This is a genomic window from Pseudomonas sp. A39 (assembly GCF_058145955.1).
This window is the reverse complement of sequence record NZ_JBYVMD010000019.1, coordinates 48,940-65,265: the sequence shown is the minus strand read 5'-3', so window position 1 is coordinate 65,265 and position 16,326 is coordinate 48,940. Positions and strand designations below refer to the sequence as shown.

At 60.2% G+C, this 16,326-nt stretch carries 14 protein-coding genes; 9 read left to right on the top strand and 5 right to left on the bottom strand.

What is annotated here, in order from left to right; translation table 11 throughout:
* Window positions 1–14: 14 nt before the first annotated feature.
* On the bottom strand, window positions 15–596 hold the full coding sequence (rpoE, locus tag AC3ZU9_RS16370; RefSeq protein ID WP_003172477.1) for an RNA polymerase sigma factor RpoE/AlgU: 582 nt from the start codon (window positions 594–596) through the stop codon (window positions 15–17).
* Between the two features lie 464 nt (window positions 597–1,060).
* On the opposite strand from rpoE, the gene nadB reads away from it, so the two are divergent.
* Window positions 1,061–2,677 (top strand): L-aspartate oxidase, encoded by a 1,617-nt coding sequence (gene nadB / locus AC3ZU9_RS16365; protein WP_046034526.1) that lies wholly within the window; start codon window positions 1,061–1,063, stop codon window positions 2,675–2,677.
* On the opposite strand, the gene AC3ZU9_RS16360 is transcribed toward nadB, so the two are convergent.
* Entirely contained in the window at window positions 2,646–3,092 is a 447-nt protein-coding gene (locus AC3ZU9_RS16360; protein WP_490090987.1) for a protein YgfX, read from the bottom strand. The genes nadB and AC3ZU9_RS16360 overlap by 32 nt on opposite strands.
* Window positions 3,076–3,330: an FAD assembly factor SdhE gene (locus AC3ZU9_RS16355; RefSeq protein ID WP_012722757.1), complete on the bottom strand. Its 255-nt coding sequence runs from the start codon at window positions 3,328–3,330 to the stop codon at window positions 3,076–3,078. The genes AC3ZU9_RS16360 and AC3ZU9_RS16355 overlap by 17 nt, the downstream gene beginning before the upstream one ends.
* 140 nt (window positions 3,331–3,470) lie before the next feature.
* On the opposite strand from AC3ZU9_RS16355, the gene ygfZ reads away from it, so the two are divergent.
* Together ygfZ and AC3ZU9_RS16345 are read left to right on the top strand one after the other, a co-directional pair.
* Window positions 3,471–4,412: a CAF17-like 4Fe-4S cluster assembly/insertion protein YgfZ gene (gene ygfZ, locus AC3ZU9_RS16350; protein ID WP_012722756.1), complete on the top strand. Its 942-nt coding sequence runs from the start codon at window positions 3,471–3,473 to the stop codon at window positions 4,410–4,412.
* A gap of 36 nt (window positions 4,413–4,448) precedes the next feature.
* Window positions 4,449–5,270, top strand: coding sequence for an HDOD domain-containing protein (locus tag AC3ZU9_RS16345; protein ID WP_012722755.1), 822 nt, complete (start codon window positions 4,449–4,451; stop codon window positions 5,268–5,270).
* Here the strand turns inward: AC3ZU9_RS16345 and AC3ZU9_RS16340 are convergent, their stop codons facing one another.
* Both AC3ZU9_RS16340 and AC3ZU9_RS16335 read right to left on the bottom strand, forming a co-directional pair.
* On the bottom strand, window positions 5,271–6,656 hold the full coding sequence (locus AC3ZU9_RS16340) for a sensor histidine kinase (RefSeq protein ID WP_093543917.1): 1,386 nt from the start codon (window positions 6,654–6,656) through the stop codon (window positions 5,271–5,273). It lies immediately after the preceding gene.
* On the bottom strand, window positions 6,649–7,320 hold the full coding sequence (locus tag AC3ZU9_RS16335) for a response regulator (protein ID WP_010212220.1): 672 nt from the start codon (window positions 7,318–7,320) through the stop codon (window positions 6,649–6,651). The genes AC3ZU9_RS16340 and AC3ZU9_RS16335 overlap by 8 nt, the downstream gene beginning before the upstream one ends.
* A 235-nt stretch (window positions 7,321–7,555) precedes the next feature.
* On the opposite strand from AC3ZU9_RS16335, the gene AC3ZU9_RS16330 reads away from it, so the two are divergent.
* The 6 genes from AC3ZU9_RS16330 (at window position 7,556) to AC3ZU9_RS16305 (ending at window position 16,320) form a co-directional block, all read left to right on the top strand.
* Window positions 7,556–8,848, top strand: coding sequence for an OprD family porin (locus tag AC3ZU9_RS16330; RefSeq protein WP_490090986.1), 1,293 nt, complete (start codon window positions 7,556–7,558; stop codon window positions 8,846–8,848).
* Window positions 8,849–8,881: 33 nt separating this feature from the next.
* Window positions 8,882–9,865: a Bug family tripartite tricarboxylate transporter substrate binding protein gene (locus tag AC3ZU9_RS16325; RefSeq protein WP_046034525.1), complete on the top strand. Its 984-nt coding sequence runs from the start codon at window positions 8,882–8,884 to the stop codon at window positions 9,863–9,865.
* A 129-nt stretch (window positions 9,866–9,994) separates the two neighbouring features.
* Window positions 9,995–10,453: a tripartite tricarboxylate transporter TctB family protein gene (locus AC3ZU9_RS16320; RefSeq protein ID WP_043204945.1), complete on the top strand. Its 459-nt coding sequence runs from the start codon at window positions 9,995–9,997 to the stop codon at window positions 10,451–10,453.
* Between the two features lies 1 nt (window position 10,454).
* Window positions 10,455–11,969 carry a tripartite tricarboxylate transporter permease gene (locus AC3ZU9_RS16315; RefSeq protein ID WP_012722750.1) on the top strand — a complete coding sequence of 505 codons (1,515 nt, stop codon included), beginning with the start codon at window positions 10,455–10,457 and terminating at the stop codon, window positions 11,967–11,969.
* Entirely contained in the window at window positions 11,962–12,990 is a 1,029-nt protein-coding gene (locus AC3ZU9_RS16310) for an AbrB family transcriptional regulator (RefSeq protein WP_012722749.1), read from the top strand. The genes AC3ZU9_RS16315 and AC3ZU9_RS16310 overlap by 8 nt, the downstream gene beginning before the upstream one ends.
* Before the next feature lie 168 nt (window positions 12,991–13,158).
* Window positions 13,159–16,320 (top strand): hypothetical protein, encoded by a 3,162-nt coding sequence (locus tag AC3ZU9_RS16305; protein WP_490090985.1) that lies wholly within the window; start codon window positions 13,159–13,161, stop codon window positions 16,318–16,320.
* Window positions 16,321–16,326 lie beyond the last annotated feature (6 nt).

Sequence of the window (16,326 nt, the reverse complement as noted above, 5' to 3'; positions counted from 1 at the left end):
TGTCGCCGCTGTCTTTAGTTCTCTTGCAACAACGGTTGCAAGGCTTTATCGATGGCTTCCCGGGCCCGGAAAATCCGTGACCTTACAGTCCCCACCGGACACTGCATGACGCTCGCAATGTCTTCGTAACTCAGACCATCGAATTCACGTAAAGTTAACGCCGTACGTAAATCTTCTGGCAGTTGCTGAATTGTGCGATGAACGGTGCCTTCGATCTCGTCGCGCAGCAATGCACGCTCCGGCGACTCGAGATCCTTGAGGCCGTGATCACCATCGTAAAATTCCGCATCTTCTGAACTTACATCACTATCTGGTGGGCGGCGTCCGCGAGACACCAGATAGTTCTTCGCCGTGTTGATGGCGATGCGGTAGAGCCACGTGTAAAACGCACTGTCACCGCGAAAATTACCAAGTGCACGGTAAGCCTTGATAAAGGCCTCCTGTGCAACGTCCTGCGCTTCATGGGTGTCGTGCACAAACCGCACGATCAACCCGAGAATTTTGTGCTGGTATTTCAGCACTAGCAGATCAAAAGCTCGCTTGTCGCCGCGTTGAACGCGCTCGACCAGCTGCTGATCCTCTTCCTGGGTTAGCATGAACACTCCTCGTTGTACTTGAAGGAGGCTTGCATAACTAAACGATCAGGCTTGCAAACATAGACTCGGTCTTTTCGCAAAAGTTCTCCCCCTTCAAGCAAGTTTCCGGCACGCACTGATTTGGCACACACGAAAAACGCAGTACGGGCAACGCCGACTGCGCGAATAATCTTGTCGTCGGTTTTCTGACGCGTCCAATGCTCCCGACGGGCCAATAAACTCAACGTTTTCCCAGCTTTCGGGCAACCTGCTATTGAGTCGAGGCTTATGCAAAAAGTTCCCGCTTCAATAACCAGCCGATTTTACCCCAAGCTGTGCACCGTAATCTCACATTGCCACGAATGCCCGGCTATTGTGCCGCTCCACCCCTCTATATACTAGTAGCCCGTGTGACCCTTTGATTCGCCGATCCAGGCGTCCTGTTTGCGCCCCCTCTTCGGATCGCTTTTTGCGGAATCCTTCCAATGAGCCAACAGTTTCAACACGATGTCCTGGTGATCGGCAGCGGCGCGGCCGGTTTGAGCCTTGCGCTGACCCTCCCGGGCCACCTGCGCATTGCGGTCCTGAGCAAAGGCGACCTGGCCAACGGCTCGACATTCTGGGCCCAGGGCGGTGTCGCCGCCGTGCTGGACGACACCGACACAGTGCAATCTCACGTCGAAGACACACTCAACGCCGGTGGCGGCCTGTGCAATGAAGAGGCGGTGCGATTCACCGTCGAGCACAGCCGCGAGGCGATCCAATGGCTGATCGATCAGGGCGTGCCGTTCACCCGTGACGAACACGCAGGCAGCGACGACGGCGGCTTCGAATTCCACCTGACCCGCGAAGGCGGCCACAGCCACCGTCGCATCATCCATGCCGCCGACGCCACCGGCGCCGCCATCTTCAGAACCCTGCTCGATCAGGCGCGCCAACGCCCCAACATCGAGCTGCTGGAGCAACGCGTCGCCGTCGACCTGATTACCGAGAAACGCCTGGGCCTGGAAGGCGACCGCTGCCTTGGCGCTTACGTGCTCAATCGCGGCAGCGGCGAAGTCGACACCTACGGCGCGCGCTTCACCATCCTGGCGTCAGGCGGCGCAGCCAAGGTCTACCTCTATACCAGCAACCCCGACGGCGCCTGTGGCGACGGCATCGCCATGGCCTGGCGCTCCGGTTGCCGCGTGGCCAACCTGGAATTCAACCAGTTCCACCCCACCTGCCTGTATCACCCACAGGCCAAGAGCTTCCTGATCACCGAAGCCCTGCGCGGTGAAGGCGCACACTTGAAATTGCCCAACGGCGAACGCTTCATGCAGCGCTTCGACCCACGCGCCGAGCTGGCCCCACGGGATATCGTCGCCCGCGCCATCGACCACGAAATGAAACGCCTGGGCGTCGACTGCGTCTACCTGGACATCAGCCACAAACCCGAAGATTTCATCAAGACCCACTTCCCCACCGTCTATGAGCGCTGCCTGGCATTCAACATCGATATCACCAAAGGGCCGATCCCGGTGGTGCCGGCCGCTCACTACACCTGCGGCGGCGTGATGGTCGACCAGCACGGCCGCACCGACGTGCCCGGCCTGTACGCCATTGGTGAAACCAGCTTCACCGGCCTGCACGGAGCCAACCGCATGGCCAGCAACTCGCTGCTCGAATGCTTCGTCTATGCGCGCTCGGCGGCGGCGGACATTCTCGAACAGCTGCCACGCATTGCGGTGCCTGCCGCCCTGCCCCGCTGGGACGCCAGCCAGGTCACCGACTCGGACGAAGACGTGATCATCGCGCACAACTGGGACGAGTTGCGCCGATTCATGTGGGACTACGTAGGGATCGTGCGCACCAACAAGCGCCTGCAACGCGCGCAACACCGGGTGCGGCTGCTGCTGGATGAGATCGACGAGTTCTACAGCAACTACAAGGTCAGCCGCGACTTGATCGAATTGCGCAACCTGGCCCAGGTCGCCGAACTGATGATCCGCTCGGCGATGGAGCGCAAGGAGAGCCGCGGCCTGCATTACACCCTCGACTACCCCCAGATGTTGCCCGAGGCCCGCGACACTATCCTGGTGCCAACCACCTACGGCGGCTGAACTTCAGGCGAACCCGCAGGCGCCGGTGTACATCGGCCGCCTGCGCATCCCTGGGCACACACATCGAACGCGCACACCACCCACCCTGCACCCTGTAGCGCAGCACTACGACCAGCGGCAACGCCAGGCTGTCGGGAAGCAGCTGCACGCTGTGCCAGCCCCGCTCCTCAGTGAACAGGCACCAGCCATCGTCATCGCGACGCAGGCCACGAATCGACGAACGGTGAGTCAGCAGGATATGGCGCGGCAGCACCCAGGCGGCATGAGCCAGGCATAACAGCATGGCGAGGCTTGAATACGTCAGATCGAGCAACGAAAGCGCACCCAACGCGAACAGCTGGGCAAGGAGATACGCCGCCAGCAACAGCCGTGAGGCCTGCCAGCGGCATTCGAAGCGATTACTTGGGCTGGACACGGTCCAGGATCATCCGGACCATGCGCTGCAGCTCCGGATCTTCAGATTCGGCGCGCTCCATGAACCAGCCGAACATGTCCTGATCCTCGCAAGTCAGCAGCCTGACGTAGAGGTCGCGGTCCACCTGGTTGAGCGTCGCGTACACTTCCTTGGTGAAAGGCACCAACAACACATCCAACTCCAGCATGCCACGACGGCTGTGCCAGTAGAGGCGATTGATTTCAACTTCTTCGACCATGGAGCGCTCCTCAAATAGGCGGCAAGTATACAGCCCCGACGGCACCGGAACAGTCGGCTTTGGTCGCCCCCTACGGAAACTATCCATTTGCCGGGCGCCCCTCTATGATGCACCCATGACTTTTTGACCTGCGATGACCCATGGCTGACTCTGCTTTCTTCTGCCCCCTGTCCCACGAAGGCGTTCTCGCCGTCCGCGGCGCTGACGCTGCTAAATTCCTTCAGGGCCAACTGACCTGCAACCTCAATTACCTGAGCGACACCCAGGCGAGCCTCGGTGCGCGGTGCACGCAAAAAGGGCGCATGCAGTCGAGCTTCCGCATCCTGCTGCAAGGTGACGGCGTGTTGCTGGCCATGGCCACCGAGCTGCTGGAACCGCAACTGGCAGACCTGAAGAAATACGCCGTATTCTCCAAATCCAAACTCACCGACGAAAGTGCCGCCTGGGTGCGTTTTGGCCTGGCGAATGCCGACCAGGCCTTGTCCGGCCTTGGTCTGGAACTGCCGGCCGAGACCGACAGCGTTGCCCGCACCGATGCCTTGATCGCTGTTCGTGTGTCCCCCGGCCGCGCCGAACTGTGGGCGCCCGCCGAGCACGCCGATACGGTGCGCAGCCAGCTGACAGAAAGGCTGCAACAAGCGGACTTGAATGAATGGCTGCTGGGGCAAATCCGCGCCGGCATCGGCCAGGTCATGCCGCAAACACGCGAACTGTTCATCCCACAGATGCTCAACCTGCAAGCCGTGGGCGGCGTCAGCTTCAAGAAAGGCTGCTACACCGGCCAGGAAATCGTCGCGCGCATGCAGTACCTGGGCAAACTCAAACGTCGCCTGTACCGCTTGAGCCTCAATGCGACTGAAATGCCCGCGCCAGGCACACCGCTGTTTTCACCCAGCCATAACAGCGCGATCGGCGAAGTGGTCATTGCCGCAAAAGCTGACCAGAGCGTTGAACTTCTGGCCGTATTGCAAGCCGAAGCTGCCGATAGTGGCGATGTGCATTTAGGCAATCTGGAAGGTCCCGGCTTGCAACTGCTTGACCTGCCTTACACGCTCGACCGTGATCGAGAGATCCAGCGTTAGTCGCCGCACCCTTTTGCAACACCCTAGAGATCATGAATGAACAAGCTGGCGGAAAAAGTCCAACAGGCTTTAGTGACGGCCATCGATAACGATGACCTGGTTCTGCCGACATTGCCGGAAGTGGCCCTGAACATTCGTCAGGCCGCCGAAGACCCGGAAATCAGCATCAGCCACTTGAGCAAAGTGATCGGTCGCGATACCGCGCTGTCGGCGCGCCTGATCAAAGTGGTCAACAGCCCGTTGTTGCGCGCGACCCAGGAAGTCACCGACCTGCACACCGCCATCACCCGGCTGGGCACCAATTACAGCAGTAACCTGGCGATCGGCCTGGTGATGGAGCAGATATTCCACGCCCGCTCCGACGTGGTCGAACAAAAGATGCGTGATGTGTGGCGCCGCAGCCTCGAAGTCGCGGGCGTGAGTTACGCCTTGTGCCGCAGCCATAGCCAGCTCAAACCGGACCAGGCAGCCCTCGGCGGCCTGGTGCACCAGATCGGTGTGCTGCCCATCCTGACATACGCCGAAGACCACTACGAGCTGCTCGCGGACCCGGTCAGCCTCAACCACGTCATCGAGAGCATCCACCCGTTACTGGGTGACAAACTGCTGGGTGGCTGGGACTTCCCGGAAATGCTGGCGAAACTGCCCGGCCAATACCTCGACCTGGAGCGCGATTCGCCCAGCCTCGACTACATCGACCTGGTGCAGGTCGCCGTGCTGTATTGCCATCGCGGCACCGATCACCCGCTGGCCAACATAGCGGTTTCCACGCTGCCGGCGATCAAAAAGCTGCGGTTCGACCCCTACAGCGACGCCTTGCGGGCCGAGTTGGATGAAGCCCGCTCGATGTTCTACTGATCAACCCGCGATAAAACTCACCCGCACCTTCAACCCGGCCTGCTCCCCATCGTGCAGGCTGATCTGCGCCAGATGCGCCCGGCAGATTTCGCCAACAATCGCCAACCCCAGCCCCGAGCCCATGCCCTGCTGACTGCGTCGGTAAAAACGCTCGAACACCCGGTCCCGCTCGTCCAGCGGAATGCCTGGACCATCATCTTCCACTTCCAGCACCGCCGGCGCCGTCACCCGCAGGATCACATTGCCACCCGGTGGCGTGTGGGCCAGGGCGTTGTCCACGAGGTTGCTCAACAGCTCATTCAACAGGGTGGGCTCACCGCGCAGCCACACCGGCTCATCGGCCTCCAGCGCCAATGCCACGCCACGTGCGTGAGCCAACGGTGCCATGGCCATGCCCAGTTCACGGGCCAATTGGCTGAGGTCGAGTAACTGTGCGCCACCCTCGGCAATCGCGCGGGCACCATTTTCGATGCGGGCCAAGGACAACAATTGATTGGCCAGATGAGTCAGGCGGTCAGTGCCCTGGGCGGCGGTTTCCAGGGTGCTGCGCCACGTGGCGGGCTCTTCGGCACGCAAGCCCAGTTCCAGCCGGGCCTTGAGCGCGGCCAGTGGCGTACGCAACTCATGGGCAGCGTCGGCAATAAACTGCGCCTGGCGCTCGAACTGGCCGCGCAAGCGCTCGGTGAAGTGGTTGAGGGACCGCACCAGCGGGCCAAACTCGTGCTGCACTTCCACCAAGGGCAACGGCCGCAGATCGTCGGGTTGGCGCTCTTCCACCGCCGTGCGCAATCGCTCCAGCGGGCGCAATGCCGCGCTCACCGCAAACCACACCAATAACAAGGCGCCAATCGCAAGCATGCCCAGGCGCAGCAACGTGTCCGCTGCCAGGCTGCGGGCCATGCTGACGCGTGCTTCGTCGGTTTCAGCCACGCGTATCTCCGCCATGCCGTTCATGTTCGGCTCGGAAACGGCCTTGAGCAGGCTGACCACCCGCACCTCCTGCCCTTGGTAGATGGCGTTGTAGAACCGTGCCAAGGCCGGGTAATCATCGGTTCGTGGGGTACCCGGCGGTGGGCCAGGAAGGTTTTCGTAGCCGGAGATCAACTTCTGGTTGATGTCATTGACCTGATAGTAAATACGCCCGGCGCTGTCGTACGCGAACGTGTCGAGCGCGACATACGGCACATTCGCGCTGAGCGTACCGTCCACCTGGGTCAACCCGGCGGCAATGGTACGCGCCGAGGCCAGCAGCGTACGGTCGTAGGCCGTATCGGCGGCCTCGCGACCATTCCAATAGGCACTCAGGCCACTGGCGATCATCAACAACACCAGCAACAGCGCCAGGTTCCACAACAGGCGCCAGCGCAGGCTGCTGGGCTTATGCATCGCGGGCTTCCAACAGGTAGCCAAGGCCGCGGAAGGTCACGATGGCGATGGGCTGGCCGTCGAGCTTCTTACGCAGTCGATGCACATAGATTTCGATGGCGTCGGGGCTGGCCTCTTCGTCCAGGCCGAATACCTGGGAAGCCAACTGCTCCTTACTCATCACCCGGCCCGGACGGGCGATCAGCGCCTCAAGCACCGCTTGCTCACGGGAAGTGAGCGTCATCAGCTCGCCGCCCACGGTAAAACGCCGGGTATCGAGGTCATATACCAGCACACCACAGGCCTGCTGACGCTCGCCACCCAACACGCTGCGCCGCAGCAGCGCCTTGACCCGCGCCTCCAACTCCGTCAGCTCGAAAGGTTTGGCAAGGTAGTCGTCCGCCCCCAGGTTCAGGCCGTGCACGCGGTCTTTCACGTCACTGCGCGCCGTCAGCATCAGCACCGGCAGATTTTTCCCACGGGCCCGAAGGCGCGCGAGCACCTCGAAACCGTCCATGCGCGGCAGCCCCACATCGAGGATCGCCGCGGCGTATTCCTCACTGCTCAGGGCCAGGTCCGCGGCCACGCCATCGTGCAGCACGTCAACGGTCAAACCCGTGCTCTTGAGCGCTTGCGCGACACTTTCAGCGAGTTGCAGATGGTCTTCAACCAGCAAGACACGCATGGATTTCTACCTCAGTCAGGGGTGGTTGGCACCACGCTTTGCCGGGCAGTTTACAGGCGCCGACTGCCCTGTGAAGCCCGAAAACATTGAAAGGCAGCTGAAAGGTTAGTGAAAGCTTCGCCCTTTAGCATCCAGTCACGGTGGTCTATGCCCACCGAGTTGCCTGAACCGCAGCGCCCGAAAAACGCCTCGAAGCGTTTTCGCCAAAATAAGAACAATAACGGAGTACACAACGATGCTGTCGACACAGCCCCAGGCCCGCTCGCCTGTTCGTTCTTCTCGCCTGACCCAGACCGCCCTTGCCAGTGCTGCTACCCTTGCCGGCTTTTCGCCGCTTAGCCAGGCTGCCTTCTTCGAAGACAGTAGCGCGACCCTGGAAACCCGCAACATGTACTTCAACCGCGACTTCCGCGACGGCACTAGCGCGCAGCAATCCAAGCGCGATGAATGGGCCCAGGGCTTCATGCTCAACCTGCAATCGGGCTACACCGACGGCACCGTCGGTTTCGGCGTGGATGCGCTGGGCATGCTCGGCGTCAAGCTCGACTCAAGCCCCGACCGCACCGGCACCGGTCTGCTGCCCACGCATGACGACGGTCGCGCCGCCGATGAGTACTCCAAGCTGGGCCTGACCGGCAAAGTGAAGATCTCGGCCACCGAGCTGAAAATCGGCTCGCTGATCCCCGAACTGCCGATCCTCAAGCCCAACGACGGTCGCATCCTGCCGCAGACCTTCAATGGCGGCCTGATCACGTCCAAGGAATTCAAGAACCTGGTGTTCACCGCTGGTCGCCTGGACAAAGCCAAGGACCGCGACGACAGCAACTACGAAGACATTGCCCTCAACAACAAGAACAGCCGCTTCCTCAGCGGGGCCACCGGCAAGCACTTCAATTTCGGCGGGGCCGACTACAAGTTCGCCGACAAAATCACCGGCAGCTACCACTTCGCCCAACTCGACGACGTGTACCGCCAGCACTTCCTCGGCCTGGTGGCCGCGCGCCCGATGGGCCCCGGTACGTTCGGCACCGACCTGCGCCTGGCGATCAGCGATGACACCGGCAGTGCGCGTGGCGGCAAGATCGACAACACCTCCCTCAACGGCCTGTTCAGCTATGCCCTCAATGGTCATAAGCTCAGCGCCGGTTACCAGCACATGTCCGGCGACAGTGCGTTCCCGTATGTGGACGGCAGCGACCCGTACCTGGTCAACTTCGTGCAGATCAACGACTTTGCCGGCGCCGAAGAGCGCTCCTGGCAAGCGCGCTACGACTACGACTTCGCCAAGCTTGGGATCCCCGGCCTGAGTTTCATGAGCCGTTACCTCTCAGGTGACAACATCAAGCTCAAGAACGGCGAGACGGGCAAAGAGTGGGAACGCAACAGCGAGATCAAGTACGTGGTGCAGACCGGCACGTTCAAAGACGTGGCCGTGCGCCTGCGCAACGCCACCTACCGTTCCAACTACTCAGCCCGTGATGCGGATGAAATGCGCTTGCTGGTGAGCTATAGCGTTGCGCTTTGGTAGTAACAACTCATAACAACAAAGACGGAGATAACCATGACCCCTTCACTGCGTAAATTGGCCCTCGCCGCCGGCTGCATGCTGTTCGCCGGCCAACTGCTGGCCGCCGACGAACCCAAGCGCCCGGAATGCATCGCCCCGGCCTCGCCTGGCGGTGGTTTTGACCTGACCTGCAAACTGGCGCAAAGCGCGCTGGTCAACGAGAAACTGCTCAGCAAGCCGATGCGCGTGACCTACATGCCTGGCGGCGTAGGCGCGGTGGCCTACAACGCCGTAGTGGCCCAGCGTCCTGCAGACGCCGGCACCTTGGTGGCCTGGTCCAGCGGTTCGCTGTTGAACCTGGCCCAGGGCAAGTTCGGTCGTTTCGATGAAAGCGCCGTGCGTTGGTTGGCCGCCGTCGGCACCAGCTACGGGGCTATCGCGGTGAAAGCCGATTCGCCCTACAAGAGCCTCGACGATCTCGTCAAAGCACTGAAGAAAGATCCGGGCAGCGTGGTGATCGGTTCCGGCGGCACCGTCGGCAGCCAGGACTGGATGCAAACCGCGCTGATCGCGAAGGCCGCCGGGATCAACCCGCGCGAACTGCGTTACGTGGCACTCGAAGGCGGCGGTGAAATTGCCACCGCCCTGCTCGGTGGCCATATCCAGGTGGGCAGTACCGATATCTCCGACTCCATGCCGCACATCTTGAGCGGCGACATGCGCCTGCTGGCGGTGTTCTCCGAGGAGCGCCTGGACGAGCCGGAAATGAAGAATATTCCGACCGCCAAGGAGCAAGGCTACGACATCGTCTGGCCAGTGGTACGTGGCTTCTACCTCGGGCCAAAAGTCAGCGATGCGGACTACGCCTGGTGGAAAGACGCCTTCGACAAACTGCTGGTCTCCGAGGAGTTCGCCAAGCTGCGTGACCAGCGCGAGCTGTTCCCGTTCGCCATGACCGGCCCGGAGCTGGACACCTACGTGAAGAAACAGGTGGCTGACTACAAAGTGCTGGCCAAAGAGTTCGGCCTGATCCAGTAATCGCCCCTCTGTGGGAGCGGGCTTGCTCGCGAAAAACGTCAACGATGACGCGTGTGGCCTGATACACGCGACGTCCTTGCGTCCTTCGTGAACAAGCGCGCGCCTACAAGAGTCTCCAAGGAGTTTCCTATGCTCTTACAACGCATTTTCGCCGCCGTGCTCTTGCTCGCCTGCGCCGGCCTGGCGCTGATGGCCTGGCCGTATCAAGCGTCGTTTTCCTACGAGCCGGTAGGGCCACGTGCCTACCCGCTGCTGATGCTCGGGCTGATGAGCCTGGCACTGATCTACATGCTGTTTCGTCCACAGCCGACCCAGCACACCGAAGAAGAGCCTGCGCTGGACCGCGACACCCTGATCAAGATCGGCGTGTGCGTCGCGCTGTTGATCGTGTTCGCCGCCACCTTCGAACCCCTGGGTTTCATCCTCAGCAGCATGCTGATCGGCATCCCGATGGCGCGCCTGTATGGCGGCCGCTGGGTGCCCAGCGTGGTGATCGTCAGCCTGATGGCGATTGGTCTTTATCTGCTGTTCGATAAAGCCATGGATGTGCCGTTGCCCCTCGGCCTGCTCGACGTTCTGGAGAACTGATATGGATACTTTCGGCTACTTGGGCCAGGGCTTCGGCGTTGCACTGTCCCCTTACAACCTGGTGACCGCACTGTGCGGCACCCTGATCGGTACTGTCGTCGGCTTGTTGCCGGGCCTGGGCCCGATCAACGGCGTGGCGCTGTTGATCCCCATCGCCTTCGCCCTGGGCCTGCCGCCGGAATCGGCGTTGATCCTGCTGGCAGCCGTGTACCTGGGCTGTGAATACGGCGGCCGTATCAGCTCGATTCTGCTGAACATCCCAGGCGAAGCTTCCACCGTAATGACCACCCTCGACGGCTACCCGATGGCCCGTAAAGGCCTGGCCGGCGTGGCACTGTCGTTGTCGGCGTGGAGTTCGTTCATCGGTGCGTTTATCGCCACCTGCGGCATGGTGCTGTTTGCGCCGCTGCTGGCTAAATGGGCGATTGCCTTCGGCCCGGCGGAATATTTCGTACTGATGGTGTTCGCGATTGTCTGCCTGGGAGGCATGGCCGGTGACAAACCGTTGAAGACCTTTGTGGCGGCGCTGATCGGTCTGTTCCTGTCGGCGGTCGGCATCGACGCCAACAGCGGCGTGTACCGCTTTACCGGCGATAACATTCACCTGACTGACGGCATCCAGTTTGTGGTGCTGGTGCTGGGTTTGTTCTCCATCAGCGAAATCCTGTTGCTGCTGGAAAAAACCCACCGTGGCCAGGAAGCGGTAAAAGCCACCGGGCGCATGATGTTTAACCTGAAGGAAGCGGGCGCCGTCTTCGTCGTCAACATCCGCTGCGGTCTGCTTGGCTTCATCATGGGCGTGTTGCCGGGTGCCGGTGCTACCTTGGCCTCGGCCGTTGCCTACATGACCGAGAAACGCCTGGCCGGTGCCAGCGGTAAATTCGGCCAAGGCGACATGCGCGGCCTGGCGGCTCCGGAAACGGCCATCGGCGCCTCTGCCTGCGGCGCCCTGGTGCCGATGCTGACCCTCGGCGTACCCGGTTCGGGCACTACGGCGGTGATGATCGGCGCGCTGTCGCTGTACAACATCACCCCGGGCCCGCTGCTGTTCCAACAGCAACCGGACATCGTCTGGGGCCTGATCGCCTCGTTGTTCATCGCCAACATCATGCTGGTGATCCTCAACATCCCGATGATCCGCATCTTCACCCGTATCCTCGCCGTGCCGAACTGGGCGCTGGTGCCGGTGATCGCCATCATCACCGCGATTGGTGTGTACGCGGTTCACGCCACCACGTTCGACCTGTTCCTGATGGTCGGTATCGGCATCTTCGGTTACATCCTGCGCAAGCTGGACTTCCCGCTGTCGCCGGTGCTGCTGGGCTTTATCCTCGGCGGCTTGATGGAGCAGAACCTGCGCCGTGCGCTGTCGATCTCCAACGGTGACCTGCAGATCCTCTGGTCGAGCCCGATCACCTTTGGTGTGTGGGTGCTGACCGCGCTGATGCTGGCCTTTCCGCTGATCCGCATCTACCGCAAACGTGCCCTGCAGCGTCGTGCCGTGGCCGATGTCTGAGGTCACCTTTAAACAATGGTGGGGAACACCGCTGGTCGGCCTGGCCGGCGGTTACCTGGCCAGCCTCGTCGGCTGGCCTTTGCCATACATGGTTGGCTCGTTGCTGGCGATCATCCTGGTGCGTTGCCTCACACCCTGGCAGTTGGCGGAAATTCCCGGTGGGCGCAAATGCGGCCAATGGGTGGTAGGCATCGGCATCGGCCTGCACTTCACGCCCGTGGTGATCGAGCAGGTGATGAGCCACTTCGGGCTGATCTTTTTCGGCGCGCTGGTCACCAGCCTGTCGAGCGTGGTCGGCGTATGGTTGATGCGCCGCAGCGGTGAAGACCGCGCTACCGCGTTCTTCTCCAGTATGCCGGGCGGTTCCGGCGAGATGGTCAACCTCGGCGCCCGCAATGGCGCCGTGCTCAGCCGTGTCGCGGCAGGGCAGAGTCTGCGCGTGCTGGTGGTGGTGCTGTGTGTGCCGGCGATCTTCAAGTACCTGCTGGAAGGCGGTACACCGCAGTTTCATCCGGCGCCCGTGAGTTGGCCTTGGCTGTTAGCGCTGTTTCCGATGGGCGCACTGGTCGCCTGGGGTTGGCAGCGTTTGCGTCAGCCGAACCCGTGGCTGTTCGGGCCCTTACTGGTAAGCGCCACTGCCAGTGTGGTCTGGAACCTGCACATCGGCCTGCCCGATGGCGGCAGCCAAATCGGCCAATGGTTGATCGGTAGCGGTTTGGGCTGCCACTTCAACCGGCAGTTCTTCCGTCGGGCGCCGTCGTTCATGGGCCGCACCCTGATCGGCACGGCCTTGACCATGGCGCTGGCGACCCTGGCAGCGGTGGGTTTGAGCGCCTTGACCCACCTGGACCTGCGCTCGCTGACCTTGGGCATGATGCCGGGGGGGATTGCCGAGATGAGCCTGACCGCCGAGACGCTGCAGTTGTCCGTCCCCCTGGTAACGGCCATGCAGGTGATGCGTTTGTTGTTCGTTCTGTTTCTCGCCGAACCCCTGTTCCGGCACTGGAACCGCCAACCCTGACCACCGCAACGTGAACGGCTCGCCAGCGGGCCGTTGCCGTTTGTCGGCACTGTCATTTCTCACAGCTGGTTGCTCCCCAGATTCCGCGTTACACCTCTTCGCAACTACTCCCACTCAGTATATGGGCCGTAGACATTGAGTTCCTCACTGACTGCAGAGGGTTTCATCATGGGTAACGACGAAGAGCTTTCCAACCATCCAAACCAGCGCTTGATCAAGCTCCCAGAAGGGCGCTCACTGCTTGCGTCTTACTCAAACCAGCAGCCACCTGAAAAGACGCCGCCCGTGCAGCGTACTTTCATCGACCCTCGTTACCTGGTGCCATGCCCCTCCGACCTGTCTCTCAATTCGACGGAAGCCTTCAAAAAGGTTCGCCTCGAAGATTTGGTACTGTACATCCCCGCAAATACCCAGCCGGTGCAAGGCGTCGATGCAGGTATCAATCTCGTCGCGATCACGATGCACAAGGAGGGACTACTGATTGCCTTGCTGCCATTTCTGGAGATGGCAGCCCTGGATTTCGTGGAACTGTTCTGGGGCGATCTGAGCAACCCCGTCGCATCCACCACCATCCACCAGCATGAAGTGGATAACGCTGAGGTGATTCCCCTGTTCGTACCGTCGGGTGCGATCACCGACGGTAATGTCTATCCGGTGTTCTTCCGGGTGACACGCCTCGGCCTGGCGGTAGGAGAAACAAGAAAATTCGCACTGAAGGTTGATAAGGTGAAACCCGCCGGGGACAACCCGGACGGCTACAGTTTTGTAAACACGAACCTGCCCAAGCCGATCATTCCCCAAGCGTTTCTCGACTTTGGCGTTACAGAAGAAGATGCCCAAAACTGCATAGAGATTCGCGTCCCCTACTACCCTGCCGATACCTCATTGTCACCACGCACCCACCGCGCGGTGCGTGATGTTGTTCGCCTGAAAATCGGCGACGCACTATTCGAGCACACCGTGTCGCAGCCAGAAGCGGATCACCATGACGACATTGTCTTCAGGCTGTGCATCGAACACTGGCTTCAGATCGGCAGCGGCTCTCACGTCGCTGAGTGGAACGTGATTGATGAGTGCGGAAACTACTCGGATGGCTGGTCGGTCGCCGAATTCCTCGAGGTCTTCCTGAACGATGGTTCAGAGCCATTGTTGCCCCATTGCTTCTTCGATGAGGCTCCGGAAGACATCCTCAACCTCGATGAAGTCAGTGGCGATTTTGTGACGATCGTCGTTCCAATCGCGGGTAACGGCTACCGATTGGGCGACGTGATCAAGGTGACCCTCACCGGCAGGACGGCGGATGGGCAAACGGTGAGGAAAACCTACAGTTCCGATCCACTGACATCCACCACGACGCGCCAACTCAGAATTCCATGCCCGGTAAGCGACCTGATACCGTTGATCAGAGGGCAGGCTCGACTTCGCTATGAGCGAATCCGCTTTGGCGCGCCGAATAGAGGCTCACACCTCACGCTGGTCAGTGTGATCGGCACCGCCATTCCCGGTGGGCTTTACGCCCCGACATTTCGGGAGGCTGTCGATGGGATTCTGATTGCGGATACCCCCATCATTAACATCGACATCCGTAAATATCATGGACAGGACTTCTTTGACCGCATCACGCTGAAGCTGTTGGGCCGCTACCCTAACGGTAAATTTTACTACCACGAAGAATTCAAAAATGCAGGTACAGGCAATGTGGTGTTCTCGATTATCAATGGCCCCGAGGGTGATATTGCCAAATTGGCAGGTGGCAGCCTGACTGCTTCTTATACCCGTCAGAATAGCGAGGGAACAATACCATCCCCGGACACAACCGTTTATGTCGGTGCCTCTACGGCCGTACTGCCCGAACCGAGGGTGCATGAGGCTCCGCCGCCTGATTACGTATTTGATCCGAACCAATCCACCGGTGATGCCACCATTGAGGTTGACCCCCACAACGATATCAAAGTGGGGGATACGGTCACCCTGCACGCTGAAGGCACTGCGCCAGGTGGAAGCGCTCCGCCACAACCCTTCTTTGTCTCAAACATTTGGAAAGACCGGCCGCTGCCTTTCACGCTTAAGCGCCAGTACATCCTGCTCAATCAAAGCATGAATATTTTCTACGACCGCGCCCGCCCAGGCGTTGCACCACGCACGTCGAACACCGTACCCATGAAGATCCTCGCAGTGCGCCATTTGCCCGCGCCTTTGGTTTACAACAGCACCCCCGTGGACGACGGAAACGCGACCATCAACCCGGTCATTGCTGACAACACGCCAGAGGTGACGGTACGCGTGCAATTTGCACCGATGTCTTCGAACGACTTCATCAAGCTCGAACTGCAAGGCAAGCCCGGTGCGACGCTGCCGTCCATAACGCCCCAATACGGCAACCCAACTACGGGTTTCGTCGATTTCAAATTCTCCAACAGCGTCATCGGCGACTACATTGGAAGCGTCCTGCGTCTTCAGTATCACGTCACAACCAACGGCGTCACCGATGACTCAAGGGTGCTGAATCTGCGCGTACTGGACTTCAATGAATTACCCGGCGGCAATCCACTGCCGCAGCCAAGACTCAATGGCCTGCCATCCGGCTCAACCATCGACTTGAATACATTCAACACCGATTGCTGGGTGAGCCTGGTGCGCTGGACGTTGAGCCGGAAGGGCCAACGGATCTGGCTCAAACTCCATAGTGTTGGCGCAACCCCTTTGACACTGCTGAACGGCCATCCGATCGACCAGACGCAGGTCGATAATGGGATAGTGAATGAAAAGGCAATGCGTGATTGGTTTACCGTACTTGCGGATAGCAGCCAGGTGACGGCAACGGCAGCCGTCACTTTCAATGGCGATTCAAATGAACTGACCGCCAAGCCCTTTCCGTCGAGCAACTACACCATCACAGCGCTTCGGCTCTATGATTTGACAGACTTTGAGTTATTGTCCTGGAATGGCTGGGTCAACATCATCAATGTCTTGGGCGCGATCAGAAACGTCAACAACAACAATTTCTGGTATGTGAAACTCAATAATGGCAGCCCTCTCTTTCCCGGCGTCATTAAAACCTTTTATATCAAGAGCGGTAAAACCTACGACTTGAGCTTCAAAATGAAGGTGGACTTGAACCCCTATCTACCCCAGGTATTCATAGAGTTCGGCACTCAGTCACAATCTTTCACCCATGTTAATCCCGGTGTGTGGACCTCACACTCCCGGACCTTTGCATTGCCTGCCGGGGTTCCCTCTCAGTTCTTGCCTATGCGCATCTACTTCAAGAGTATTACCTCAGGGGCAGAGTTTTCACTGGATGATATTTTGGTTGTGGAGCGGCCATAGATTCAT